Source organism: Parasphingomonas caseinilytica (assembly GCF_036663755.1).
Lineage (GTDB): Bacteria > Pseudomonadota > Alphaproteobacteria > Sphingomonadales > Sphingomonadaceae > Sphingomonas.
This window is the reverse complement of record NZ_JAXOJL010000009.1, coordinates 130,587-154,915: the sequence shown is the minus strand read 5'-3', so window position 1 is coordinate 154,915 and position 24,329 is coordinate 130,587. Positions and strand designations below refer to the sequence as shown.

Here is a 24,329-nt window from a genome sequence, read left to right as displayed (position 1 = left end):
GAGCGAAGTCGAGAAACCGCGATCTGGTGTGCCTTGGCGGTTTCTCGACTACGCTCGAAACGAACGGATGACGATGGGGGCGATCACTTCCAAATCTCTTTGTTTGGCAGCGGTCACGGTCCTAGCGCTGGCCACCCTGCCGGCGCACGCGCAGCAGCAGGACGGGCAGCTCTGGTTGCAGGTCAACACCAACGTGCCGGTCGCGAAGAAACTGCGCGTGACGCTGGAGCAGATCGCGCGGTTCAGCGATCGGCAGCGCGGGCTGTTTCAGACCGAGATCGGCGCGCTGCTCGGCTATCAAGTGGCGGACGGGATCGAACTCGGCTTCGGCTATCGTCGGGTCGGCGCCTATAACGGCAACACGGCGGCGGACGAGAATCGCATACGGCAGCAGGTGGTCGCGACGTTCGGGCATGTCGTCACGCGGTTTCGGGTGGACGAACGCTTCAACCCCGGCGGCAGCGAGATCGGGTTCCGCATCCGCCCGCTCGTCCGCTACAATCGCCCGCTGGCGAAGAAGGGCTGGGCGCTGTTCGCCAGCCATGAGAGTTTCTTCCAGCCCAACAGCACATCGTGGGGACAGCGCAGCGGGTATGAGCGGATGCGCAACATCCTCGGCTTGACGCTGCCGATCGGGCGCAAGGTGAGTGCGGATGTCGGGTATCTCAATCAGTACCGGTTCGCGCGAGGCGGCGCGCGGGCGCAGATGGATCATGCATTGAGTTTGCAGCTGACGATCAACATCGCCGCGCATGTCGGGCCCAAGGTGGACGATTAAAACATAATTACTTCAAATAGAACCGTTCGTGCTGAGCCTGTCGAAGCACGTGTTCCACACTCTCCGGTTGCGCTTGGAACACGTCCTTCGACAAGCTCAGGACGAACGGAGATGCCTTGAGCCGGGGTCCAGCTACGTCTTATCTCCGAAGAAGCGGGATCCCGGGTCAAGCCCGGGATGACGAATTGGGGAGTAGCTGTTCCCCAGTTCAATCCTTGCCGACAAACTCCGCCCCGACATGCGCCTCCCCGCGCGCCTCGGCGAGCACGACCTGCCGGTGCCGCTCCGCATACCCCGCGCGCTGCGTTTCGTCGCGGGTGGCGTGGCAGGCCGGGCAGGATATGCCCTCTTCGTATAGCGGCGACGCGCGGTCCTCGGGGCTGACCGGCATGCGGCAGGCGTGGCACAGGCCGTGCGTGCCGATCTCCAGCCCGTGGCCGACCGCGACGCGCTGGTCGAAGACGAAGCATTCGCCCTCCCATCGGCTCTCCGTCTCAGGCACCTGTTCGAGATATTTCAGGATGCCGCCTTCGAGGTGATAGACGTCATCCACCCCTTCGCCCTTCAGGAACGCGGTGGATTTCTCGCAACGGATGCCGCCGGTGCAGAACATCGCGATGCGCTTGCCGGCCAGCTCGTCGCGATGCATGCGGAACCAGTCGGGGAATTCGCTGAAACTGCGCGTCTGCGGGTCGATCGCGCCGGCGAAAGTGCCGACCTTCACTTCGTAATCGTTGCGTGTGTCGATCACCACCGTATCGGGATCGTCGATCAGCGCGTTCCACTCGGCGGGCTTCACATAATGGCCCGTCCCGGTCAGCGGATCGACGTCCGGCTGCCCCATCGTCACGATCTCCCGCTTCAGCCGCACCTTCATGCGGTGGAAGGGCAGGGTGTCGGCCGTGCTGAATTTCACGTCGAGATCGGCGCAGCCGGGCAGGGTGCGGATATGCGCCAGCACCGCGTCGATCGCCCCGGACGTGCCCGCGATCGTGCCGTTGATGCCTTCGCGGGCGAGCAGCAGCGTGCCCTTGATCTGGTGCGCGGTGCAGACGTCCAGCAACGGACCTCGCAAAGCAATAGGGTCGGGGAAGCGGGCGAACTTGTAGAGCGCGGCCACCCGGATCGGTTCAGCCATATTGGGCTTTCCACCAATCCGCGATGCTCGTCTGTTGCTCATTGGTCAGGTGCAGGCCCAGCTTGCTGCGGCGCTTGAGCACGTCATCCGGCGTGCGCGCCCATTCGCGATCGTGCATCCAGCGCGCCTCGGTCTCGGTCAGCCCGCCGCCCAGGTCCGCGCCCATGCCGGCTTCGTCGGTCACGCCCTCCAGCAGGTCCGCGAGCATCTGTCCGTAGGCATGCGCCATGCGCGCGCTGCGGGCCTCGCCCAGAAACGGCCAGGTTTCGCGGACCTGTGCGAGGAAGATATCGAATTCGGCAATCGCGCCGCCGGGAAACACGCGGGCGCGGGTGACTGGATGCGCCTTGAAGCCCATGACGGGCGCGAGCTTCTCCATCGCCTCTTCGGCGAGGTGACGGGCGGTGGTGATCTTGCCGCCGAACACGCTGAGCAAAGCCGGGCCGTTTTCGTCGAGTTCCAGCACATAATCCCGCGTCACCGCCCTCGCGTCACTCGCCCCATCGTCATAGAGCGGTCGCACCCCGGACCAAGTTGAGGTGACGTCGGCGGGCGCGATCTGTTTGGTGAAGTGGCGGTTGGCCGCCTCACACAGATACGCAATCTCGTCAGCGTCGATCTGCGCGTCTTCGGGCTTGTCGACCGGCACGTCGGTGGTGCCGATCTCGGTGCCGTCCTGATAGGGGATGGCGAAGACGATGCGGCGGTCGGGCTGTTGCAGGATGTAAGCGTGGTCGCCCTCGAACAGCTTGGGCACGACGATGTGACTGCCCTTCACGAGGCGCACGTTGCTGGCGGCGTTGACGCCGAGATTGCCGAGCATCTGGTGGACCCACGGCCCGGCGGCGTTGACGATCGCGCGCGCCTCGACCGTGCGCCAATCCGACAAGGTGGCGCGCCATACGCCGCCCTCGCGCCGCGCGGATTCCAGCGCGGTGCCGACGAGGATCTCCGCGCCGTTATCGGCGGCGTCGATCGCATTGAGGACGGTGAGGCGCGAATCGTCCACGAAAGCGTCCGAATAGACGAAGCCGCGATCCCCGCCTTTTAAAGGAGCGGTATACAGCGTGTCCGTCTTGCGCAGGCCGCGCGATCGGGCGAGGGTCATCTTCCCGCCGAGGAAATCGTACAGGTATAGGCCCAGCCGGACCATCCACCACGGGCGCACCGCATTCTCCTGCGGCAGGACGAAGCGCATCGGACGGATGATGTGCGGCGCGGCCTTTACAAGCCGCTCGCGTTCGCGAAGCGCTTCGGCGACGAGCTTAAAGTCGTAATATTCGAGATAGCGCAGGCCGCCGTGAATCAGCTTGGTCGAGGCGGACGACGTGTGTCCGGCAAGGTCGTCGCGTTCGAGCAGCAACACCTTGAGGCCAAGCAACGACGCTTCGCGCGCGATGGCGCAGCCGTTGATGCCGCCGCCGATGATGAGGAGATCGTAGGTCACGCGCATCCCGTAGCCCAGCCGTCCTCCTCGCGAAAGCGGGGACGCCGATGCCTTTTTCGCTGCTTCCTATATTGCAAAAGGCGAAGAGAGGACGGGAGCGGGATCGGAACGGATCGCGAAATCCGACCGCTTGCCTCTTTCGCTGCCCGATGTTGACCCCATCCGAGTCGGCGTATATAGGCGCCGCTGCTCCGGTGGACCTGTGTCTCCCTGGGCAAGCTTGAACATTGCTGGATGCATTCCAGGGCCCGGGGAGCAAAACCGCTCCTAACGGTCCTTTTTGTATTCCTAGGTGCCTCAAGGCTCCAGCAAAGTAACCATTTGAAAGGTGAAGGCTTCAATGCCGACGATTAACCAGCTGGTCCGCAAGGGCCGCGATCCGCAGAAGGCCAAGTCCAAGGTCCCTGCGATGGAACAGAACCCGCAGAAGCGCGGCGTTTGCACCCGCGTGTACACGACGACCCCGAAGAAGCCGAACTCGGCTCTGCGCAAGGTGGCCAAGGTTCGCCTGACCAACCAGCGCGAAGTGATTTCGTACATTCCGGGCGAAGGCCACAATCTCCAGGAGCACTCCGTGGTCCTGATCCGTGGCGGCCGTGTGCGCGATCTTCCCGGTGTTCGGTATCACGTCCTGCGCGGCGTGCTCGATACACAGGGCGTGAAGGATCGTCGCCAGTCGCGTTCCAAGTACGGCGCCAAGCGTCCCAAATAATAGCCAGAGTAAGCCCCGGACGCGTTCCGGACCAGCTGAAGAACGAAGGAATTTGAAATGGCACGTCGTCGTCGCCCAGAAAAGCGTATCATCCTCCCCGATCCGAAGTACGGTGATGAGGTTCTCTCGAAGTTCATGAATTCGGTCATGCTCGACGGTAAGAAGTCTGTCGCGGAGCTGATCGTCTACGGTGCGCTCGAAACCGTCGAAGCCCGTGCGAAGAAGGATCCGCTCAGCGTGTTTCACGACGCGCTGAACAACGTGAAGCCGAACATCGAAGTGCGCAGCCGCCGCGTCGGTGGTGCGACTTATCAGGTTCCGGTCGAAGTCCGCTTCGAGCGGTCGCAGGCTCTCGCGATCCGTTGGCTGATCGGTGCGGCCCGCAACCGTAGCGAGAACACCATGGCCGCCCGTCTGTCGGGTGAGCTGATGGACGCCGCCAACAACCGCGGCAACGCGGTGAAGAAGCGCGAAGATACGCACCGGATGGCGGAAGCCAACCGCGCGTTCTCGCACTACCGCTGGTAATCATGTTTCCGGTCTTTCGCCGGTAACATTCAAACCTATATATTGGGGAGCTGGCTTCGGCCCGCTCCCCATATCTTCAAGGAACAACGATCATGGCCCGCAGCCATCCGCTCGACCGCTATCGTAACATCGGCATCATGGCGCACATCGACGCCGGCAAGACGACGACGACCGAGCGCATCCTCTATTACACCGGCAAGTCCTACAAGATCGGCGAAGTGCATGAAGGCACCGCGACGATGGACTGGATGGAGCAGGAGCAGGAGCGCGGGATCACGATCACGTCCGCCGCTACGACGTGCAAGTGGCGCGCCGAAGAGGGCAAGGGCGAAGAGCATCTGATCAACATCATCGACACCCCCGGCCACGTCGACTTCACGATCGAAGTCGAGCGTTCGCTGCGCGTGCTCGACGGTGCGGTCGCGTGCTTCGATGGCGTTGCCGGCGTCGAGCCGCAGTCCGAGACCGTGTGGCGCCAGGCCGACAAGTATGGCGTGCCGCGCATGTGCTTCGTCAACAAGCTGGATCGCACCGGCGCCGATTTCTATTTCTGTGTGGACTCGATCATCGATCGCCTGGGCGCCCGTCCGGCCGTTCTGTATCTCCCGATCGGCATCGAGGGCGGCTTCAAGGGCCTGGTCGATCTGGTCGAGAACCGTGCGATCATCTGGCTCGAAGAGTCGCTGGGCGCGAAGTTCGAATATCAGGCCATCCCGGATGACCTCGCCGAGAAGGCCGCGAAGTATCGCAGCGAACTGATCGAGATGGCCGTCGAGCAGGACGACGACCTGATGGAAGCGTATCTCGAAGGCAACGAGCCGAGCGTCGCCGACCTCAAGAAGCTGATCCGCAAGGGTACGCTCAGCATGGCCTTCGTGCCGGTGGTGTGCGGCTCGGCGTTCAAGAACAAGGGCGTGCAGCCGTTGCTCGACGCCGTTGTCGATTATCTGCCGAGCCCGCTCGACGTTCCCGCCATTCAGGGTCTGAAGCTCGACGGAGTGACGCCGGACGAGCGTCCGTCCTCGGACGAGGTGCCGTTCTCCGCGCTGGCGTTCAAGATCATGAACGATCCGTTCGTCGGCACGCTGACCTTTGCGCGCATCTATTCCGGCAAACTCGAGACCTCGTCGCAGGTGACGAATTCGGTCAAGGACAAGAAGGAAAAGGTCGGCCGCATGCTGCTGATGCATGCGAACGAGCGTGAGGACATCCAGGTGGCCTATGCCGGCGACATCGTCGCGCTTGCGGGTCTCAAGGACACGACGACCGGTGACACGCTGTGCGCGATGAACGCCCCGATCATTCTCGAGCGGATGGAATTCCCCGAGCCGGTGATCGAGCTGTCGGTGGAGCCGAAGACCAAGGCCGACCAGGAGAAGATGGGCGTCGCGCTCAATCGCCTGGCACGCGAGGATCCTTCGTTCCGCGTCACCTCGGATGCCGAGAGCGGCCAGACCATCATCAAGGGCATGGGCGAGCTCCATCTCGAGATTCTGGTCGATCGCATGAAGCGCGAGTTCAAGGTCGAGGCCAATGTCGGCGCGCCGCAGGTTGCGTATCGCGAGTATCTGAAGAAGCCCGTCGATATCGACTACACGCACAAGAAGCAGTCGGGCGGCACCGGCCAGTTCGGTCGCGTCAAGGTGAAGCTGACGCCGGGTGAGCGCGGTTCGGGCATCGTCTTCAAGGACGAGATCAAGGGCGGTAATATTCCCAAGGAATATATCCCGGCGATCGAGAAGGGCTTCCGTGAAACGGCTGCAACCGGATCGCTGGTCGGCTTCCCGATCATCGATTTCGAGATCAACCTGTATGACGGCGCCTATCACGACGTCGATTCGTCGGCACTGGCGTTCGAAATCTGTGCCCGCGGCGCGATGCGCGAAGCGGCCCAGAAGTCGGGCATCACGCTGCTCGAGCCGATCATGAAGGTCGAGGTCGTCACCCCGGAGGATTATCTGGGCGACGTTATCGGCGACATGAACAGCCGTCGTGGCCAGATTCAGGGCACCGACAGCCGCGGTAATGCGCAGACCGTCGAAGCCATGGTCCCGCTGGCCAACATGTTCGGCTATGTGAACGCGCTCCGCTCGTTTACGCAGGGTCGCGCGCAGTACAGCATGCAGTTCTCGCATTACGACGAAGTGCCGTCGAATGTGGCCGACGAAGTGAAAGCGAAGCTCGCCTGACGCGTTGTAGCGCTAAGGGCTGGTGTATCCTGAAATAGGCCGTTAAGGGGCCACGTTCGCGTGGCGCCCTGAAGGCCGCGAATCTGATTCAAGAAGAGGCGAAAATGGCAAAAGCAAAGTTCGAGCGGAACAAGCCGCATCTCAACATCGGCACCATCGGTCACGTCGACCATGGCAAGACCTCGCTGACCGCGGCGATCACCAAGGTGCTGGCCGAGACCGGTGGCGCTACGTTCACCAGCTATGCGAACATCGACAAGGCTCCGGAAGAGCGCGAGCGCGGCATCACGATCTCGACCGCACACGTCGAGTATGAGACGACCGCACGTCACTACGCGCACGTCGATTGCCCGGGCCACGCCGATTATGTGAAGAACATGATCACTGGTGCCGCCCAGATGGACGGCGCGATCCTGGTCGTTTCGGCCACCGACGGCCCGATGCCGCAGACCCGCGAGCACATCCTGCTCGCACGTCAGGTCGGCGTGCCGACGATGGTCGTGTTCATGAACAAGGTCGATCTGGTCGACGACGCCGAGATCCTCGAGCTGGTCGAGCTGGAAATCCGCGAACTGCTCAGCTCGTACGATTTCGACGGCGACAACATCCCGGTCATCCAGGGTTCGGCCGTTGCCGCACTCGAAGACAAGACCCCGGAAATCGGCCATGACGCCGTGCTGAAGCTGATGGAAGCGGTCGACACGTATCTGCCGCAGCCTGAGCGTCCGCTCGACAAGCCGTTCATGATGCCGATCGAGGACGTGTTCTCGATCTCGGGTCGCGGTACGGTCGTCACCGGCCGCGTCGAGACCGGCATCGTCAAGGTCGGCGAGGAAGTCGAGATCGTCGGCATCCAGCCTGCCGTGCGCAAGACCACCGTCACGGGCGTCGAAATGTTCCGCAAGCTGCTCGATCAGGGCCAGGCCGGCGACAACATCGGCGCGCTGATCCGCGGCGTGGGTCGTGAAGAAGTCGAGCGTGGCCAGGTTCTCTGCAAGCCGGGCTCGATCAAGCCGCACACCGACTTCCAGTCGGAAGTATACGTGCTGTCGAAGGAAGAGGGTGGCCGTCACACGCCGTTCTTCGCCAACTATCGTCCGCAGTTCTACTTCCGCACCACGGACGTCACCGGCACCGTCGAGCTGCCTGAGGGCACCGAAATGGTCATGCCGGGCGACAACATCGCTCTGGGCGTCAAGCTGATCGCCCCGATCGCAATGGACGTCGGCCAGCGCTTCACGATCCGTGAAGGTGGCCGGACCGTCGGTTCGGGTATTGTCAGCGGCATCACCGCGTAATATAGACGCCGCCACCGCCCGATTCCCTGTTCGTCACCGGACAGGGGATCGGGCGGTTGCTATTTAATGAGGGCAGCATCTTTCAGGTGTTGCCAGCAGTTCGAACAACCAGAGCCGTCAACAGGCGGCCCGCTCTTTCGCATCGGTAGGGATTATGGAAACGCAGAACATTCGGATTCGTCTGAAGGCATTCGATCATCGCGTGCTCGATCAGGCAACCGGCGACATCGCCGATACCGCCCGTCGCACCGGCGCACTGATCCGCGGTCCTATCCCTTTGCCGACGCGCATCGAGAAGTTCACGGTCAACCGTGGCCCGCACATCGACAAGAAGTCGCGCGAGCAGTTCGAAGTGCGCACGTACAAGCGCATGCTGGACATCGTCCAGCCGACGCCGCAGACGGTCGACGCTTTGATGAAGCTCGACCTTGCCGCAGGCGTTGACGTAGAGATCAAGCTGGCCTAATAGCCCGCCTCCACGAGATTCGGTTCCGCTGAAAAGCGAGCCTGATACAGGGATACCGCCGGATTTATCCGGGTCTGCGTCCCCCGACACGCCTCCCCAGGGAGGCACCAGCCCGGGTCGGGGCAGCAGTATAAAATCTATTGGGCTGACGAGCACCGCGAAGGGCAACTTTCGCGGTGTTCACACGCACCTTCGGAAATGGTTCCGGGGTGCCTCTGTTGAAGGAGCAAGATCATGCGCACTGGCGTGATCGCGAAGAAAATGGGGATGACCCGCTTGTTCAAGGACGATGGGCGCCATGTGCCCGTCACCGTCCTTGCACTGGAAAATCTGCAGGTCGTGGCCGTTCGCGAGGCCGACCGTGATGGTTACACCGCCGTCCAGCTGGGCGCTGGCACTGCGAAGGCGAAGAACGTCGCCAAGCCGCAGCGTGGCCATTTCGGCAAGGCCGAAGTCGAACCCAAGGCGAAGGTCGCCGAATTCCGTGTCAGCGACGATGCGCTGCTCGAAGTCGGTGCGAGCATCTCCGCCGACCATTATGTCGCAGGCCAGATCGTCGATATCCAGGGCGTGACCCAGGGTAAGGGCTTTGCCGGCGGCATGAAGCGTTGGGGCTTCGGCGGTCTGCGCGCCACGCACGGCGTGTCCGTCTCGCACCGTTCGCTTGGTTCGACCGGTCAGCGCCAGGATCCGGGCAAGGTCTTCAAGAACAAGAAGATGGCCGGTCAGATGGGTAACAAGAACCGCACCCAGCAGAACCTGGAAATCGTTTCGACCGACGTCGAGCGTGGCCTGATCTTCATCAAGGGCTCGGTGCCCGGATCGAAGGGCGGCTGGTTGCTCGTCAAGGATTCGGTCAAGGTCGCCCGCCACGCGGACGCGCCTTATCCCGCCGGCCTCCGTCAGGTCGCCAATAACAACACCGCCGCTGAAACGCCCGCCGAGGATACCTCCGCCGTCGAAGCGACCGAAGGCCAGGAGGGCTGAACATGAAGGTCACCATTCAGTCCTTCGATGCCAACGCCAAGGGCGCGGACATCGAACTCAACGACGAGGTCTTCGGGATCGAGCCGCGTCCGGATATCCTGCACCGGGTCGTCACCTGGCAGCTCGAAAAGCGCCGCGCGACGGCACGTGGCACGCGCGAGCGCGCCGATGTCGCCCGCACCGGCAAGAAGTTCGGTCGCCAGAAGGGCGGCGGTACGGCACGTCACGGCGATCGCCGCGCTCCGGTGTTCATCGGTGGTGGTAAGGCTCACGGCGCTCGCGTTCGTGACTTCAACCCGTCGCTGAACAAGAAGGTTCGCGCGCTCGGCCTGAAGATGGCGCTTTCGAGCCATGCTCAGGCAGGTACTTTGGTCATCATGGACAGCCTCGCGGTTGCCGAGAGCAAGACCAAGACGCTGCTGGCCAACTGGGCCAACCTCGGCACCGGCAAGACCGCTCTGGTCATCGACGGTGACATGGTCGAGCAGAGCTTCGCGTTCGCCGCGGGCAACGTCCATACGATCAACGTGATGCCGGCTGCCGGCGCCAACGTTTATGACATCCTGAAGCACGACACGCTGGTCCTGACCCGCGCTGCCGTCGAAATGCTGGAGGCGCGCTTCAATGGCTAAGAAGCAGAAAGGCGACATCGATCTGCGTCATTACGACGTGATCGTTGCACCGCACATCACCGAGAAGGCGACCTTGCTCAGCGAGAACAACGCCGTCGTGTTCCGCGTCAGCAACGACGCGACCAAGCCCGAGATCAAGGCTGCCGTCGAGGCGCTGTTCTCGGTTAAGGTTCTGGGGGTCAACACGATCGTCCAGAAGGGCAAGACCAAGCGGTGGAAGGGCGTTCCCTACACCAAGTCCGACATCAAGAAGGCGATCGTCACGCTGGCCGACGGCCAGTCGATCGACGTGACGCAGGGGGTCAGCGCGTAATGGCACTCAAGCATTATAATCCGACCAGCCCGGCACGACGCGGTCTTATCCTCGTCGACCGGTCCGGCCTGCACAAGGGCGGCCCCGTCAAGGCGCTGACCGAAGGCAAGCGCAAGACCGGTGGCCGCAACAACAAGGGTCACGTCACGTCGCGCGGCATCGCCGGCGGTCACAAGCAGCGCTATCGTATCATCGATTTCAAGCGTCGCCTGTGGGAAGTCGAGGGTACGGTCGAGCGGATCGAATACGATCCCAACCGCACCGCGTTCATTGCGCTGATCAACTATGGTGATACGGACGAGGGCAAGCCCAACGTCGCGTACATCATCGCGCCGCAGCGTCTCGCCGTCGGTGACAAGATCATCGCGGGCAAGAAGACCGACGTTAAGCCGGGCAATGCCATGGAGCTGGGCCAGATGCCGGTCGGCACGATCGTCCACAACGTGGAGATGAAGCCGGGCAAGGGTGGCCAGATCGCCCGTTCGGCCGGCACGTACGTGCAGGTCGTCGGTCGCGACAAGGGCATGGTGATGGTCCGCCTGAACTCGGGCGAGCAGCGCTACATCCATGCGAACTGCATGGCGACGGTCGGTGCCGTGTCCAACCCGGACAACGGCAACACCAACCTCGCCAAGGCCGGCCGCAACCGTTGGAAGGGCATCCGCCCGCTGACGCGCGGTGTTGCGAAGAACCCGGTCGACCATCCGCACGGCGGTGGTGAAGGCCGGACCTCGGGCGGCCGTCATCCGGTCACTCCGTGGGGCAAGCCGACCAAGGGTGCCCGCACTCGTCATAACAAGTCGACGGATAAGATGATCATCCGTTCGCGCCACGCGAGGAAGAAGTAAATGGCTCGCTCCATTTGGAAGGGTCCGTTCGTGGACCTTCATCTGCTGAAGAAGGCAGAGACCGCGCAGGAAACCAACGCGCGCGGTGCGATCAAGACCTGGTCGCGTCGTTCGACGATCCTGCCGCAGTTCGTCGGCCTGACGTTCAGCGTCTATAACGGTCGCAAGTTCGTGCCGGTGACGGTGAACGAGGACATGGTGGGCATGAAGCTCGGCGAGTTCGCGCCCACGCGCTACTTCCCCGGCCACGCCGCCGACAAGAAGGGCAAGCGCTGATGTCCAAGCCTAAATCCCCCCGCAAGGTGGCCGATAACGAAGCGTTGTCGGTCGGCACGCAGATCCGCGGTTCCGCGCAGAAGCTCGGCCTCGTCGCCGCGCTCATCCGTGGCCGCAAGGTCGGCGATGCGATGAACATCCTGCAGTTCTCGACCAAGGGTATGGCCGTCGACGCCCGCAAGGTGCTCGCCTCCGCCATCGCCAATGCCGAGAACAACCACAACCTCGATGTCGACGCGCTCGTCGTCGCCGAGGCGTCGGTCGGCAAGTCGATCACCATGAAGCGGTTCGCCACGCGCGGTCGCGGCAAGTCGACGCGCATCCTCAAGCCCTTCAGCCGCCTGCGCATCGTCGTTCGCGAACAGCAAGAAGAAGAAGCGTAATGGGTCAGAAATCGAACCCCATCGGTCTGCGCCTGCAGATCAACCGCACCTGGGATAGCCGCTGGTATGCGGAAGGCGCCGATTACGGCCGCCTCCTGCTCGAAGATCTCAAGATGCGCGCTTACATCATGAAGACGCTGCCGCAGGCCGCGATCTCCAAGGTGGTGATCGAGCGTCCGGCCAAGCTATGCCGCGTGTCGATCTATGCCGCACGCCCCGGCGTTATCATCGGCAAGAAGGGCGCGGACATCGAGAAGCTTCGCCGTACCCTCGGCAAGATGACCTCGTCGGACGTCAGCCTGAATATCGTCGAAATCCGCAAGCCGGAAGTCGATGCCAAGCTCGTCGCACAGGGCATCGCCGATCAGCTCGAGCGCCGTATCGCATTCCGTCGCGCCATGAAGCGTGCGGTTCAGTCGGCCATGCGTCTGGGCGCCGAAGGCATCCGGATCAACTGCGGTGGCCGTCTCGGCGGCGCCGAAATCGCACGGTCGGAATGGTATCGTGAAGGTCGCGTTCCGCTGCATACGCTGCGCGCGAACGTCGATTATGCCGAAGCTTCGGCCCACACCGCCTATGGCGTGTGCGGCGTGAAGGTGTGGATCTTCAAGGGCGAAATCCTGGGTCACGACCCGATGGCGACCGACCGGATCATGATGGAGGCTCAGACCTCCGGCGTGCGCCCGGCGCGCGACGACCGCCGCTAAGGACGCAAGACATGCTTCAACCGAAGAAAACCAAGTTTCGCAAGGCGTTCAAGGGCAAGATCCATGGCGATGCCAAGGGTGGCACCACGCTGAACTTCGGGTCGTATGGCCTGAAGGCGATGGAGCCGGAGCGTTTGACCGCGCGTCAGATCGAGGCGGCCCGCCGCGCGATCACGCGTCACATCAAGCGTCAGGGTCGTTTGTGGATCCGCGTGTTCCCGGATCTGCCGGTCACGGGCAAGCCTGCCGAAGTCCGCATGGGCAAGGGCAAGGGTTCGCCGGAATATTGGGCCGCTCGCGTCAAGCCGGGCCGGATCCTGTTCGAACTGGACGGCGTGCCGGGTGACATTGCCGCAATGGCATTCAGCCGCGCAGCGATGAAGCTGCCGATCAAGGTGAAGGTCGTTGCCCGTCTCGGCGACACCTCGCATCTGGGAGTTGCATAAGATGGCCCGTATCGACGACCTCAAGGCGAAGACCGAGGACCAGCTGGGTGAAGAACTCGGCAACCTGAAGCGCGAGGCATTCAACCTGCGTTTCCAGGCCGCGACCAATCAGCTCGAAAAGCCGAGCCGGGTCAAGGAAGTCCGCCGCGACATCGCTCGCATCAAGACGCTGCAAACCGCTCGCTCGCGCGACGCGGCAGCCAAGTAAGGATTTAGACATGCCGAAGCGCGTGCTGACGGGGCTGATCGTCTCCGACAAGGGCGACAAGACGGTGGTTGTGAACGTGGAGCGCAAGGTCAAGCACGCGCTGTACGGCAAGATCATCCGTCGTTCGAAGAAGTATCATGCCCATGACGAGGGCAACGAGTTCAAGCAGGGCGAGACCGTGCGGATCGAAGAGACCGCGCCGATTTCCAAGCTGAAGACCTGGAAGGTGATCGATCGGGTGAACACCCATGCGACGCCGGAACGGGTCGAGACGGACGCTTCGGCCTAACGGCCAGGGGTTTTTTGGGGCCTAACGGCTTTTTGTAGGCGGCACCGGTCGGAATCGGTGTCTTAGTGAGAAGGAAGCGGATCAATGATCCAGATGCAATCCAATCTCGAGGTCGCTGACAACAGCGGCGCGAAGCGGGTTCAGTGCATCAAGGTGCTTGGCGGGTCCAAGCGTCGTGTTGCAGGCGTGGGCGATATCATCGTCGTCAGCGTCAAGGAAGCCGCACCGCGCGGCCGCGTTAAGAAGGGCGACGTCCACCGCGCCGTCATCGTGCGTACGGCGAAGGACATTCGTCGCGCTGACGGCACCGTGATCCGCTTTGATGGCAACGCCGCCGTGCTGGTCAACAAGAACGAGGAGCCGATCGGCACCCGTATCTTCGGCCCAGTCGTGCGCGAACTGCGCGGCAAGAAGCACATGAAGATCATCAGTCTCGCGCCGGAGGTGCTGTAATGGCCGCTGCGAAGATCAAGAAGGGTGACAAGGTCATCGTCCTGTCCGGTAAGGACAAGGGCAAGACCGGTGAAGTTACCCAGGCCCTGCCGCGCGACGGCAAGGTCATCGTATCGGGCGTCAACGTTGCCGTTCGTCACACCAAGCCGAGCCAGGGCGACCCGCAGGGTGGTCTGGTCCGTTCGGAAGCGCCGATGCACGCCTCGAAGGTCGCCCACGTGACCGCCGACGGCAAGCCGACCCGCGTCCGTTTCGAGACCCAGGACGGAAAGAAGGTCCGCGTGGCCGTCAAGACCGGGGAGAAGATCGGTGGCTGAGGCCCAGAACGCAAAGCCGCGCATGCGGCAGATGTACGACGACACGATCATCAAGGCGATGACCGAGAAGTTCGGCTACAAGAACGTCATGGAAATTCCGCGGATCGACAAGATCGTGCTGAACATGGGCGTCGGAGAAGCCACGCAGGACAAGAAGAAGGTCGACAAGGCCGCCGGCGAAATGGAATTGATCGCAGGGCAGAAGCCCGTCGTGACCAAGGCCAAGAAGTCGATCGCACAGTTCAAGCTGCGCGAAGGCATGCCGATCGGCGTGAAGGTCACGCTGCGTCGCGAGCGCATGTACGAGTTCCTCGACCGCTTCATCACGATCGCGCTCCCGCGCGTTCGCGATTTCCGTGGCCTGAACCCCAAGTCGTTCGACGGGCGCGGCAATTATGCCTGCGGCCTGAAGGAACAGCTGATCTTCCCGGAAATCAGCTACGACCAGGTGGATCAGATCCGCGGCATGGACGTGATCGTCGCGACGACCGCGAAGACCGACGAGGAAGCGCGCGAGCTGCTCCGCCTGTTCGGTTTCCCGTTCCCGCAGGAAGAATCCGCAGACGAAAAGAAGGCGGCATAAGATGGCTAAGGTAAGCTCCATCAATAAGAACGAACTTCGCAAGAAGCTCGTCAAGAAGTACGCCCCGAAGTACGCGAAGCTGAAGGCGATCGCCGGCGACAAATCCTTGTCGGACGGCGAGCGGATCGAAGCCCGTCTGAAGATGGCCGAAATCCCGCGCAACGGTAACCCGACGCGCGTCCGCAACCGTTGCGAGACGACCGGTCGTCCGCGCGCATATTACCGCAAGTTCCGCCTCTGCCGTATTCAGCTTCGTGATCTCGCCAACAAGGGCATGATCCCGGGCGTTACGAAGTCGAGCTGGTAAGGATCCGAAGATGGCATTGACCGATCCCCTGGGTGATATGCTCACCCGCATCCGCAACGGCCAGCGCGCGAAGAAGGACTCCGTCCTGACTCCGGGCAGCAAGCTTCGGGCCCGCGTGCTCGACGTGCTGCAGCGCGAAGGCTATATCCGTGGTTATAGTGAAGAGCAGATGGGCCCCGCGGCCGGCATCCGCATCGAGCTGAAGTATTTCGAGGGCCAGCCCGCGATCAAGCACGTCGCCCGCGTTTCCAAGCCGGGTCGCCGCGTCTATTCGGGCTCGACCGAACTGCCCCGCGTCATGAACGGCCTGGGCATCACCATCGTATCGACGCCTCGCGGTGTTTTGTCCGACGCCGAAGCGCGCGAACAGAATGTCGGTGGCGAAGTGCTGGCGGAGGTATTCTGATGAGCCGCATCGGCAAGAAGCCGGTCACGATCCCATCGGGCGTGACGGCGAACATCGAAGGCGCGGTTCTCAGCGTGAAGGGTCCCAAGGGCACCCTCTCCATGCCGATGCGCGACGAGATCACGTACGTGCTCGAAGACGGTGGCATTTCGGTGAACCCGGCCAACGAGACGAAGCGTGCCCGCGCATTCTGGGGCATGCAGCGTACGCTGGTTCAGAACCTGATCACCGGCGTGTCGGACGGCTTCACCAAGAAGCTGCTGATCACCGGCGTCGGCTATCGTGCGGCGGCTCAGGGGCGTAAGCTGAACCTGAAGCTCGGCTACAGCCACGACGTGAACATCGACGTGCCGGAAGGCATCGAGGTCAAGACCCCGGATAACACCACGGTCGAGATTTCGGGTTCGGACAAGCAGAAGGTCGGCCAGCTGGCCGCGGAAATTCGCCAGTGGCGTGAGCCCGAGCCGTACAAGGGCAAGGGCATCAAGTACGACGGCGAGTTCATCTTCCGCAAGGAAGGGAAAAAGAAGTAATGAGCACCAAAGGTCTCTCCCTCTTCGCGAAGCGTCGTCTTCGCGTTCGCACCGCGCTCCGCGCTCGTGGCGGCACCCGTCCCCGGTTGTCGATCCATCGTTCGGGCCGGCACATCTACGCCCAGATCATCGACGATGCGCAGGGCAAGACACTGGCTGCGGCCTCGACCCTCGAGAAGGACGTGCGTGGCACGACCGGCGCGACGATCGATGCGGCGACCTCGGTCGGCACCCGCGTCGCCGAAGCGGCCAAGGCAGCAGGCGTGACGCAGGTCGTGTTCGATCGCGGCGGCTTCCTGTTCCACGGTCGCGTAAAGGCGCTGGCGGAAGCCGCCCGCGCTGCCGGATTGGAGTTCTAAGACATGGCTGACGACATCATCCCGACCGAAGCAGCAGCTTCGCCAGACGGTGCGCCGGTTCCGACGGACAATCGTGGTCCCGGTGGCGCACCTCGCGGCGGCCGTGGCCGTGGCGGCCCCGGTGGCGGCGGTCAGAACCGTGGCGGTCGCGACAATCGCGGCGGCCGTGACAATCGTGGCGGCCGTCCCGGCAGCGACGATGGCGGTGAAGAGCTGATCGAGAAGCTGGTTCACATCAACCGCGTTTCGAAGACGGTGAAGGGCGGCAAGCGCTTCGGCTTCGCAGCACTCGTCGTCGTCGGCGACGGCAAGGGCCGCGTCGGCTTCGGCCACGGCAAGGCACGCGAAGTGCCGGAAGCCATCTCCAAGGCCACTGCGGCCGCGAAGAAGGCCATGATCCGCGTTCCGCTCAAGGACGGCCGCACGATGCATCATGACGGTCGCGGTCACTTCGGTGCCGGCCTCGTGACGATCCGTTCGGCACCTGCCGGTACGGGCATCATCGCCGGTGGCCCGATGCGCGCTGTGTTCGAAGCTCTGGGCGTGGGCGACGTGGTGACCAAGTCGGTCGGCACATCGAACCCGTACAACATGATCCGTGCGACCTTCGAAGCGCTGACCGCCCAGGTTTCGCCGAAGTCGGTTGCGCAGCGCCGTGGCAAGAAGATCGCCGACCTGCTCGGCCGCGGCGGTGCGGAAGCACCCCAGGCCGAAGCCGAAGCGATCGTGGAGTAAGCGATAATGGCAACGATCAAAGTGACGCAGACCGGTTCGCCGATCCGCCGCGAGAAGGATCAGCGCGCGACGCTGATCGGTCTCGGCCTGAACAAGATGCACAAGACGCGCGAACTGGAGGATACCCCTGAAGTCCGGGGCATGATCCGCAAGGTTTCGCACATGCTGAGCGTCGAGAAGTAAGAACCTAGCCAAGCCCTCTCCCGCACCAGCGGGGGAGGGTTCGGGTTTTCAGGGCGTGACAGCGGCGGATCCGTCCGCTACCGCGCCCGTCCCGAAATATATTCAGCGCGAAAAAAGCGAAAGCGAGTGCACATCATGAAACTGAACGATCTCCGCGACAACGAAGGCGCCCGTAAGTCCCGTATGCGGGTCGGCCGTGGCATTGGCTCCGGCAAGGGCAAGACCGCCGGCCGTGGTATCAAGGGCCAGACGAGCCGTGAGGGCGTGTCCATCGCCGGCTTCGAAGGCGGCCAGATGCCGCTGCACATGCGTCTGCCTAAGCGCGGCTTCAACAACATCTTCGCCAAGGATTATGCCGAGGTGAACCTCGGCGCGATCCAGAAGGCGATCGATGCCGGCAAGATCGAAGCCGGTGCGAGCCTCGACCATGACGCGCTGAAGGCCGCTGGCCTGGCACGTGGTGGCAAGGACGGCGTCCGTCTGCTCGGCAAGGGCGAATTTTCGGCGAAGCTCAGCTTCACCGTCGCCGGCGCGTCGAAGGGCGCGATCGAGGCGGTCGAAAAGGCCGGTGGTTCGGTTTCGGTGATCGAAGTCGTCGCCGCCGCCGACAAGGCCGCTGCCAAGAAAGGCGTGAAGTATCAGGAGCGCAAGGCACACAAGGCCTCGTTCAAGGGCTGATCTGCTGTTCCCCGGCGCAGGCCGGGGTCCAGTATGGCGGGTCGCGCTACTATAGCGCACCACTCGCCAACTGGAGCCTCCCGATCTGGACCTCGGCGTGAACCGGGGAACAAATTTTCGGGAAGGTTAGACAAGCCTCCAAGCGTGACTATATGAGCGGCGGGGGGCGGATAACGTTTCCCGCCGCTTTTGTTTCCCGAGCCAGAATTTGGCCCGTCGGAAATTTGGCCCCGTTAGTAATTTGGGACGTAAAACTACGATGGCATCCGCAGCCGACCAGATGGCCTCAGGCCTCAGCCTGTCGAAATTCGCGCAGGCGACCGATCTCAAGAAGCGCCTGTGGTTCACGATCGGCGTGCTGATCGTCTTCCGGATGCTGTCCTACGTGCCGCTGCCCGGCATCGATGCGGTTAAGCTGGTGAGTCTGGCCAACCGCACCAGCGGCGGCGTGCTCGATTTCTTCAACATGTTCTCGGGCGGTTCGCTCGGTCGCGCCAGCCTGATCGCGCTGGGCGTGATGCCCTACATCACCGCCTCGATCGTCGTGCAACTCGCGACCTCGCTGTCGCCGACGCTTGCCGCGATCAAGAAGGATGGCGAGAGCGGGCGCAAGCGGCTCAACCAATATACGCGCTACGGCACCGTCGCGCTCACCGCCGTGCAGGGCTATTTCCTCGCCGTCGGTTACGAAGCGGGCGGGGCGGTGGTCGATCCCGGCATGCTGTTCCGCATCGTCGCGGTGATCAGCATCGTCGGCGGCACGATGTTCCTGATGTGGCTGGGTGAGCAGATCACCGCGCGCGGCATCGGCAACGGCATGTCGCTGATCATCATGGCCGGCATCGTCGCCAGCCTGCCGACCACTTTGTTCAACCTGTTCGAAGGCGGCCGTTCGGGCAGCATGGGCGGCGGCACGCTGATCGCGATCATCGCGGCGGTCGTCATGCTCGTTCTGTTCATCTGCTTCATGGAACGTGCGCAGCGCCGCATCCTGATCCAATATCCCAAGCGCCAGACGCAACGCGGCATGCAGGCCGATCGCAGCCATCTGCCGCTCAAGATCAACACTGCCGGCGTGATCCCTCCGATCTTCGCCTCGTCGCTGCTGCTCATGCCGCTGACGATCAGCCAGTTCGCTGGTCAACGCGTGGCGGGCGAATCGAAATGGGGCGATTTCATCATCGGCCTCAATCAGTATCTGCAGCACGGCAGCCCGGTGTATATGCTGCTCTACGGTGCCGGCATCATCTTCTTCTCGTTCTTCTACACCGCCGTGGTGTTCAATCCGGAAGAGACCGCGGACAATCTGAAGCGCTATGGCGGCTTCGTCCCCGGCATCCGCCCCGGCAAGAACACCGAGACGTATTTCGATTACGTGCTGACGCGCATCACCGTGATCGGTGCGGCCTATCTGACGGTGATCTGCCTGCTGCCGGAATATCTGGTGTCGGCGCTGTCCATTCCGTTCTACCTTGGTGGCACTAGCCTGTTGATCGTGGTCAACGTAACGATGGATACGGTGACGCAGATCCAGTCGCACCTGCTGGCGCATCAGTATGGCGATCTGATCAAGAAGGCGAAGCTGAAGGGCGGGCGCCTCCGCTAAGCGGGGCTGACCTGAAGCACGTGAGGGGAATGCGGTCTTGAATATCATCCTCCTTGGCCCGCCTGGTGCCGGCAAGGGTACTCAGGCCGCACGGCTGATGACGCGATACGGCATGGTTCAGCTGTCCACCGGCGACATGCTGCGCGCGGCGGTCAAGGCGGGCACGCCGACGGGTCTGAAGGCCAAATCGGTGATGGAATCGGGCGGGCTGGTGTCGGACGACATCGTCTCCGGTATCATCGGCGAACGGCTCGACGAGGCCGATACGGTCGGCGGCGTGATCTTCGACGGCTATCCGCGCACCGCGGCGCAGGCGCATCAGCTCGATGCGCTGCTGCAGGATCGCGGCCGCACGCTGGATCACGTGATCGAACTGGAAGTCGATGAGGACGCACTCGTCGCGCGGATCGTCGGCCGTTACACCTGCGCCAATTGCGGCGCTGGTTATCACGACAGCTTCCACAAGCCGAAGATCGCCGGTGTCTGCGACACGTGCGCCGGCACCGAGTTCAAACGCCGCCCCGACGATAACGAGGACACCGTGCGCACGCGCATGGAGGAATATCGCGGCAAGACCGCCCCGATCCTCCCGATCTACGAAGCGCGCGGACTGGTGAACCGGGTCGACGGCATGGCCGATATCGATCAGGTGACGACGGCGATCGTGACGATCCTCGACGGGAAGTAGCGTCTCGTCATCCTCGCCTTCGCGGGAATGACGAGAGGTTGGCGGAGGATGTGCCGCAGATAGTTGCAGCACCCTCCAATCCGCATATGCTGGCTACTCCACCGGGGGAGCGCCACATGAAACGCCTTGCACTATCCGCACTGCTGCTCGCCGCCGCGCCCACATCCGCCGCCGCCGACATCGTTCAATCCAGCGCGATCGGGTTCGAACTCAAGCAGGCGCTGACGATCGACTCGCCGGTCGCGCGCGTCTGGGCCGCGCTCAAGGTGCCGCAATATTGGTGGGACAAGGATCACACCTATTCGGACGATCCGGCCAACCTGTACATGGATGCGCAGGCAACCGGCTGCTTCTGCGAGCGTATTCCCGACGGCAAGGGCAGCGTCGAGCATGCCCATATCGTCTATGTCGCGCCGGGGCGGATGATCCGCATGGTCGGGTCGCTCGGGCCGCTTCAGGCCGAGGCGGTGACCGGCACGTTGACTTTCAAGTTCGATCCCGAAGGCGAGAAGACTCGGGTGACGATGACCTATGTCGTCGGCGGCTATGTCCGCGCCGGGGCCGATACGCTGGCGCCCAAGGTGGACGAAGTGCTCGCGCTCCAGATCCTCAACCTCAAGACCTTCGCCGAAACCGCGCCGGTCAAGGCCGACAAGCCCGAAAAGACCAAGACCGAAGGGCGCTGATGACGGATTTGTCATGTCGCCGTCACCGATTCCCGCGGGGCGCAGCGCGCATAAAGGCGGGGAAGAGGCAGCGAAGCCAACCCCTATCGCCCGGATGCGCATCGTTCGGGTGGTACAGGCATAGCGACTTCGGCGCTAACGCGACCCCTGGGCGCGCCGGAGGCCGGTGGAAAGTGAAAGCTTTCCGCCGGCCTCTTCATATCCTACACAGCGGGGTATAGCCGGATAAGCCACTTATGACGCGCAAGATCCTGATCGTCGAAGACGATACCGCCACCGCCACCTATCTCGCCAAGGGCCTGACCGAGGCGGGCTTCGCGGTCGAGACGTGCGGTGACGGGCGCGACGGGCTGTTCCTGGCGAGCGAGGGCATCTTCGACCTGATCATCGCCGATCGCATGCTGCCGGGCCTCGATGGCCTGTCGATGATCAACGCGGTCCGCGCGGCGGGCGTGGCGACGCCGACCCTGGTGCTGTCCGCCCTCGCCACCGTGGACGACCGGGTCGACGGGCTGCACGCTGGCGCCGACGATTATCTCACCAAGCCCTTCTCCTTCGCCGAACTCTCCGCTCGCGTGGAAGCGTTGTTGCGCCGGTTCGAACGTCCGCAGGCGGCGGCGCAGACCACGCGGCTCGGCGTCGGCGATCTCGAGATCGATCTGCTCGCGCGCACCGTCGTGCGGCAGGGCCGGGCGATCCCGCTCGGCGCGCGCGAATTCAACCTGCTCGAATATCTCGCGCGCCATGCCGGGCAGGTCGTCACGCGCACGATGATGCTGGAGAAGATCTGGAACTATCACTTCGATCCGGGATCGAACGTGGTGGACGTGCATATCGGCCGGTTGCGCCGCAAGCTGGAGGACGGCTTCACCCAGCCGATCCTGCACACGGTGCGCGGCGCGGGGTATCGGCTATCGCTCGACGCCTGATACCGTCCCGGCTGCTGCGCCTGTCCGTCACGGCGCGCATCGCGCTGCTTGCGATCGCGCTGGCGATCGTCACGAATCTCGTGCTGGCGACGTTCCTGTGGCAGCAGATCCATAGCGACGCGGTCGATGCCGTGCGGCGCGACACCACCGAGCAGTCCGATGCTTTCGTCTCGGTCTATCGTTCCGGCGGACTGACCGCTCTGGTGCAGGCGATCCACGACGCCAGCCGTTCTCACGATTCGTCACTCGTCGCGCTGATCGTGGACGGGGCCGGGCGCAAGGTGAACGGCATCGGCCCCGACCAACTCCCGCTCTCCGCTACGGCACCCGGCTCGTTCCACGTCGGGTCGCTCGGCACTGCGGAGCCGTGGACCGGGCGCGAGGCGGGGTACATCGTGCGGCGGGTCGGCACGTACCGCCTGGTCAGCGGCCATCTGATGGACGATTGGCAACAGGAGCAGCGCGGCATCGAACGCGCCTTGCTGCTCGCCACCATCCTCTCGCTGATGCTCGGCGTGGTCGGCGGTCTGGTCGTCGCGCGCTATGTCGGGCGCCGCCTGAACAACATCGCGGCGGTGATCGAGGGCGTGGGGCAGGGGGATCTCAGCCGCCGCGTCGGGTCGGTCGCGGGCGGTGGCGATGCGTTCGACCGGCTGTCGATCCGGCTCGATGCGATGCTCGACAAGGTCGAACGGCTGATGGGCGAACTTCGCATCGTCACCGACAGCCTCGCGCACGATCTGCGTTCCCCAATCGCCCGGCTGCGCGCCAAAACCGAAACGGCGATCCTCGTCACCGATCCGGTGCAGCGCGACGCAGCCCTGTCCGGTCTGCTGGTCGAGACCGATCTCGTGATGCGCATGCTTTCCACGCTGCTGGAGATCACGCGCTCGCAATCCGTCTCGCGCGACCGCTTCACCGATATAGATCCTGCGGCGCTGGTCGAGGAGATCGCGGAACTCTACGAACCCGTCGCCGATGATGCCGGCATCATCTTCACGGCGCTGATCGAGTCGCATCCGCCGCACATCGTCATGCACCGCGAATTGATGACTCAGGCGATCACCAATCTGATCGACAATGCGCTGCGCCATGCCGGGCCCAAAGGCGTGAACGGGGGCGGGCAGATCACGCTGCGATTGAAGGGCGGAGCGGGCGGCATCCGCCTGCAAGTGGAGGATCGCGGCCCCGGCATCGCGGAGCGCGATCGCGAACAGGCACTCAGCCGTTTCGGCCGGCTCGACAGCGCGCGGACCATTCCCGGCGCCGGGCTCGGCCTGTCGCTCGTCGCCGCGGTCGCGCGGCTGCACGGCGGGCGACTGGAACTGGGCGACAACGCGCCGGGGCTGATCGCCGCGATCGTGCTGCCTAGCTGAGGCTATTATGACCCGTTCGTGCTGAGTAGAGACTGAGTAGCCGAAGGCGTATCGAAGGCTCGTATCGAAGCATCTTTGGTGTCCTTCGATACGCGTCTTCGACAAGCTCAGCCGCTACTCAGGACGAACGGTATCGGCGGCTAACGCGAAGCGTGTTGCCGATATGAAACATCGGTCGGCACTGGCATCATGCCCGCGCCATCGTCGAGCAGGAACGCGATCGCGTCCTCGCGGCTGTCGAACACGCGCATGTTCTCACGGCTGCCCGCCACGCGTTTGGCCTGTTGCCGCGCGAGGCATCCTTCAGTGTACAGCGCCACCTTGCGATCGACCATCGCGGGATGATTGGCCAGCGCCTGCATGCGCCCGATCACCGACTGCGTCTGGATCTGCGCGCGGGTGTAATTGTAGAGGGTCATTGTCGGCCTGCCCGTATCCGGGAATGTCAGGATCGCGGCGCGCAGATCGGCAACGAACTGGTCGAAATGGTCTTCGCTCCACAGGCCCTCGACGGTCACCTCGATGAAGCCGAGTTTCAGATTGTTTTCAATGGTGTGCATCGGGCATCCCTTTCCTGAAGCCCGTTTTTCCCTGTCGGAGTTAACCGAAGGTAAGCGAACCGGATCGGATGATTTTGTCGTGAATCCCTTTGTATTTTGGGGGTATTTTTGTGCCCTAACCCCCGTCATCCCGGACTTGATCCGGGATCCCGCTTCTTCGCCGAAGGCGCGCGCGTGCGAGGAAAGCGGGACCCCGGATCGAGTCCGGGGCGGCGAGGGGGAAGCGTCGACACCCAAATCCCAACATCCGCCCTTGGCGCAACGGCCCGAACCGGGCAGGGGTGC

General features: G+C 63.2%; 34 protein-coding genes. 31 read left to right on the top strand and 3 right to left on the bottom strand.

Features of this window, described 5'->3' with window-relative positions; genetic code table 11:
- Positions 1–103 precede the first annotated feature (103 nt).
- Positions 104–778 carry a DUF2490 domain-containing protein gene (locus U1738_RS17410; RefSeq protein ID WP_332790298.1) on the top strand — a complete coding sequence of 225 codons (675 nt, stop codon included), beginning with the start codon at positions 104–106 and terminating at the stop codon, positions 776–778.
- 208 nt (positions 779–986) lie between these two features.
- On the opposite strand, the gene trhO is transcribed toward U1738_RS17410, so the two are convergent.
- Together trhO and glpD are read right to left on the bottom strand one after the other, a co-directional pair.
- Positions 987–1,916, bottom strand: coding sequence for an oxygen-dependent tRNA uridine(34) hydroxylase TrhO (trhO, locus tag U1738_RS17405; protein ID WP_332790297.1), 930 nt, complete (start codon positions 1,914–1,916; stop codon positions 987–989).
- Positions 1,909–3,369 (bottom strand): glycerol-3-phosphate dehydrogenase, encoded by a 1,461-nt coding sequence (glpD, locus tag U1738_RS17400; protein ID WP_332790296.1) that lies wholly within the window; start codon positions 3,367–3,369, stop codon positions 1,909–1,911. The genes trhO and glpD overlap by 8 nt, the downstream gene beginning before the upstream one ends.
- Before the next feature lie 334 nt (positions 3,370–3,703).
- Here glpD and rpsL point away from each other — a divergent pair, with 334 nt between their 5' ends.
- The 30 genes from rpsL (at position 3,704) to U1738_RS17250 (ending at position 23,484) form a co-directional block, all read left to right on the top strand.
- On the top strand, positions 3,704–4,075 hold the full coding sequence (gene rpsL, locus U1738_RS17395) for a 30S ribosomal protein S12 (protein WP_019516007.1): 372 nt from the start codon (positions 3,704–3,706) through the stop codon (positions 4,073–4,075).
- 57 nt (positions 4,076–4,132) lie between these two features.
- Entirely contained in the window at positions 4,133–4,603 is a 471-nt protein-coding gene (gene rpsG, locus U1738_RS17390) for a 30S ribosomal protein S7 (protein ID WP_055781315.1), read from the top strand.
- Between the two features lie 92 nt (positions 4,604–4,695).
- Complete coding sequence (gene fusA / locus U1738_RS17385; RefSeq protein WP_332790295.1) at positions 4,696–6,792, top strand: elongation factor G; 2,097 nt, start codon at positions 4,696–4,698, stop codon at positions 6,790–6,792.
- A gap of 104 nt (positions 6,793–6,896) precedes the next feature.
- Positions 6,897–8,090, top strand: coding sequence for an elongation factor Tu (gene tuf / locus U1738_RS17380; protein WP_332790294.1), 1,194 nt, complete (start codon positions 6,897–6,899; stop codon positions 8,088–8,090).
- 154 nt (positions 8,091–8,244) lie between these two features.
- Positions 8,245–8,556 (top strand): 30S ribosomal protein S10, encoded by a 312-nt coding sequence (gene rpsJ, locus U1738_RS17375; RefSeq protein WP_034161642.1) that lies wholly within the window; start codon positions 8,245–8,247, stop codon positions 8,554–8,556.
- Positions 8,557–8,790: 234 nt separating this feature from the next.
- A complete protein-coding gene (gene rplC, locus U1738_RS17370) occupies positions 8,791–9,543 on the top strand; it encodes a 50S ribosomal protein L3 (protein ID WP_332790293.1) in 753 nt (250 codons plus the stop codon).
- A gap of 2 nt (positions 9,544–9,545) precedes the next feature.
- Positions 9,546–10,175, top strand: a complete 630-nt coding sequence (gene rplD, locus U1738_RS17365) for a 50S ribosomal protein L4 (protein ID WP_332790292.1) — start codon at positions 9,546–9,548, stop codon at positions 10,173–10,175.
- Positions 10,168–10,488 carry a 50S ribosomal protein L23 gene (locus U1738_RS17360; protein ID WP_055781302.1) on the top strand — a complete coding sequence of 107 codons (321 nt, stop codon included), beginning with the start codon at positions 10,168–10,170 and terminating at the stop codon, positions 10,486–10,488. The genes rplD and U1738_RS17360 overlap by 8 nt, the downstream gene beginning before the upstream one ends.
- Positions 10,488–11,336, top strand: coding sequence for a 50S ribosomal protein L2 (rplB, locus tag U1738_RS17355; protein WP_332790291.1), 849 nt, complete (start codon positions 10,488–10,490; stop codon positions 11,334–11,336). The genes U1738_RS17360 and rplB overlap by 1 nt, the downstream gene beginning before the upstream one ends.
- Positions 11,337–11,612, top strand: a complete 276-nt coding sequence (rpsS, locus tag U1738_RS17350; protein ID WP_055781296.1) for a 30S ribosomal protein S19 — start codon at positions 11,337–11,339, stop codon at positions 11,610–11,612.
- A complete protein-coding gene (gene rplV / locus U1738_RS17345) occupies positions 11,612–11,995 on the top strand; it encodes a 50S ribosomal protein L22 (RefSeq protein ID WP_055781293.1) in 384 nt (127 codons plus the stop codon). Before rpsS ends, rplV begins: the two co-directional genes overlap by 1 nt.
- A complete protein-coding gene (gene rpsC, locus U1738_RS17340) occupies positions 11,995–12,702 on the top strand; it encodes a 30S ribosomal protein S3 (protein WP_055781290.1) in 708 nt (235 codons plus the stop codon). The genes rplV and rpsC overlap by 1 nt, the downstream gene beginning before the upstream one ends.
- Positions 12,703–12,713: 11 nt before the next feature.
- A complete protein-coding gene (gene rplP, locus U1738_RS17335) occupies positions 12,714–13,148 on the top strand; it encodes a 50S ribosomal protein L16 (protein ID WP_055781287.1) in 435 nt (144 codons plus the stop codon).
- A gap of 1 nt (position 13,149) precedes the next feature.
- Positions 13,150–13,356 (top strand): 50S ribosomal protein L29, encoded by a 207-nt coding sequence (rpmC, locus tag U1738_RS17330; RefSeq protein ID WP_055781284.1) that lies wholly within the window; start codon positions 13,150–13,152, stop codon positions 13,354–13,356.
- A 10-nt stretch (positions 13,357–13,366) separates the two neighbouring features.
- A complete protein-coding gene (gene rpsQ, locus U1738_RS17325; RefSeq protein WP_332790290.1) occupies positions 13,367–13,645 on the top strand; it encodes a 30S ribosomal protein S17 in 279 nt (92 codons plus the stop codon).
- Between the two features lie 84 nt (positions 13,646–13,729).
- Positions 13,730–14,098, top strand: coding sequence for a 50S ribosomal protein L14 (gene rplN / locus U1738_RS17320; protein WP_055781278.1), 369 nt, complete (start codon positions 13,730–13,732; stop codon positions 14,096–14,098).
- On the top strand, positions 14,098–14,415 hold the full coding sequence (gene rplX, locus U1738_RS17315; RefSeq protein ID WP_332790289.1) for a 50S ribosomal protein L24: 318 nt from the start codon (positions 14,098–14,100) through the stop codon (positions 14,413–14,415). Before rplN ends, rplX begins: the two co-directional genes overlap by 1 nt.
- A gap of 22 nt (positions 14,416–14,437) precedes the next feature.
- Positions 14,438–14,998, top strand: coding sequence for a 50S ribosomal protein L5 (gene rplE, locus U1738_RS17310; protein WP_055781272.1), 561 nt, complete (start codon positions 14,438–14,440; stop codon positions 14,996–14,998).
- Between the two features lies 1 nt (position 14,999).
- The gene (gene rpsN, locus U1738_RS17305; RefSeq protein ID WP_055781268.1) at positions 15,000–15,305 is read left to right on the top strand and encodes a 30S ribosomal protein S14; all 306 of its coding nucleotides are present in this window, start codon (positions 15,000–15,002) and stop codon (positions 15,303–15,305) included.
- A 10-nt stretch (positions 15,306–15,315) separates the two neighbouring features.
- Positions 15,316–15,711 carry a 30S ribosomal protein S8 gene (rpsH, locus tag U1738_RS17300; RefSeq protein ID WP_055781266.1) on the top strand — a complete coding sequence of 132 codons (396 nt, stop codon included), beginning with the start codon at positions 15,316–15,318 and terminating at the stop codon, positions 15,709–15,711.
- Complete coding sequence (rplF, locus tag U1738_RS17295) at positions 15,711–16,244, top strand: 50S ribosomal protein L6 (RefSeq protein WP_332790288.1); 534 nt, start codon at positions 15,711–15,713, stop codon at positions 16,242–16,244. Before rpsH ends, rplF begins: the two co-directional genes overlap by 1 nt.
- The gene (gene rplR / locus U1738_RS17290; RefSeq protein ID WP_055781261.1) at positions 16,244–16,603 is read left to right on the top strand and encodes a 50S ribosomal protein L18; all 360 of its coding nucleotides are present in this window, start codon (positions 16,244–16,246) and stop codon (positions 16,601–16,603) included. Before rplF ends, rplR begins: the two co-directional genes overlap by 1 nt.
- Before the next feature lie 3 nt (positions 16,604–16,606).
- Positions 16,607–17,338, top strand: a complete 732-nt coding sequence (gene rpsE, locus U1738_RS17285; RefSeq protein ID WP_332790287.1) for a 30S ribosomal protein S5 — start codon at positions 16,607–16,609, stop codon at positions 17,336–17,338.
- 6 nt (positions 17,339–17,344) lie between these two features.
- Positions 17,345–17,521: a 50S ribosomal protein L30 gene (gene rpmD, locus U1738_RS17280; RefSeq protein ID WP_055781256.1), complete on the top strand. Its 177-nt coding sequence runs from the start codon at positions 17,345–17,347 to the stop codon at positions 17,519–17,521.
- A gap of 135 nt (positions 17,522–17,656) precedes the next feature.
- Positions 17,657–18,199, top strand: a complete 543-nt coding sequence (gene rplO / locus U1738_RS17275; protein ID WP_332790286.1) for a 50S ribosomal protein L15 — start codon at positions 17,657–17,659, stop codon at positions 18,197–18,199.
- Between the two features lie 259 nt (positions 18,200–18,458).
- On the top strand, positions 18,459–19,805 hold the full coding sequence (gene secY / locus U1738_RS17270) for a preprotein translocase subunit SecY (protein WP_332790285.1): 1,347 nt from the start codon (positions 18,459–18,461) through the stop codon (positions 19,803–19,805).
- Between the two features lie 37 nt (positions 19,806–19,842).
- Positions 19,843–20,493: an adenylate kinase gene (locus tag U1738_RS17265; RefSeq protein WP_332790284.1), complete on the top strand. Its 651-nt coding sequence runs from the start codon at positions 19,843–19,845 to the stop codon at positions 20,491–20,493.
- Positions 20,494–20,609: 116 nt separating this feature from the next.
- Positions 20,610–21,179 (top strand): SRPBCC family protein, encoded by a 570-nt coding sequence (locus tag U1738_RS17260; RefSeq protein WP_332790283.1) that lies wholly within the window; start codon positions 20,610–20,612, stop codon positions 21,177–21,179.
- A 236-nt stretch (positions 21,180–21,415) separates the two neighbouring features.
- Positions 21,416–22,108 carry a response regulator transcription factor gene (locus U1738_RS17255; RefSeq protein WP_332790282.1) on the top strand — a complete coding sequence of 231 codons (693 nt, stop codon included), beginning with the start codon at positions 21,416–21,418 and terminating at the stop codon, positions 22,106–22,108.
- Positions 22,109–22,119: 11 nt separating this feature from the next.
- Positions 22,120–23,484: a HAMP domain-containing sensor histidine kinase gene (locus U1738_RS17250; protein WP_443027045.1), complete on the top strand. Its 1,365-nt coding sequence runs from the start codon at positions 22,120–22,122 to the stop codon at positions 23,482–23,484.
- 140 nt (positions 23,485–23,624) lie between these two features.
- Here U1738_RS17250 and U1738_RS17245 read toward each other — a convergent pair whose 3' ends face one another.
- Positions 23,625–24,044 (bottom strand): hypothetical protein, encoded by a 420-nt coding sequence (locus U1738_RS17245; RefSeq protein WP_332790280.1) that lies wholly within the window; start codon positions 24,042–24,044, stop codon positions 23,625–23,627.
- Between the last annotated feature and the right edge of the window lie 285 nt (positions 24,045–24,329).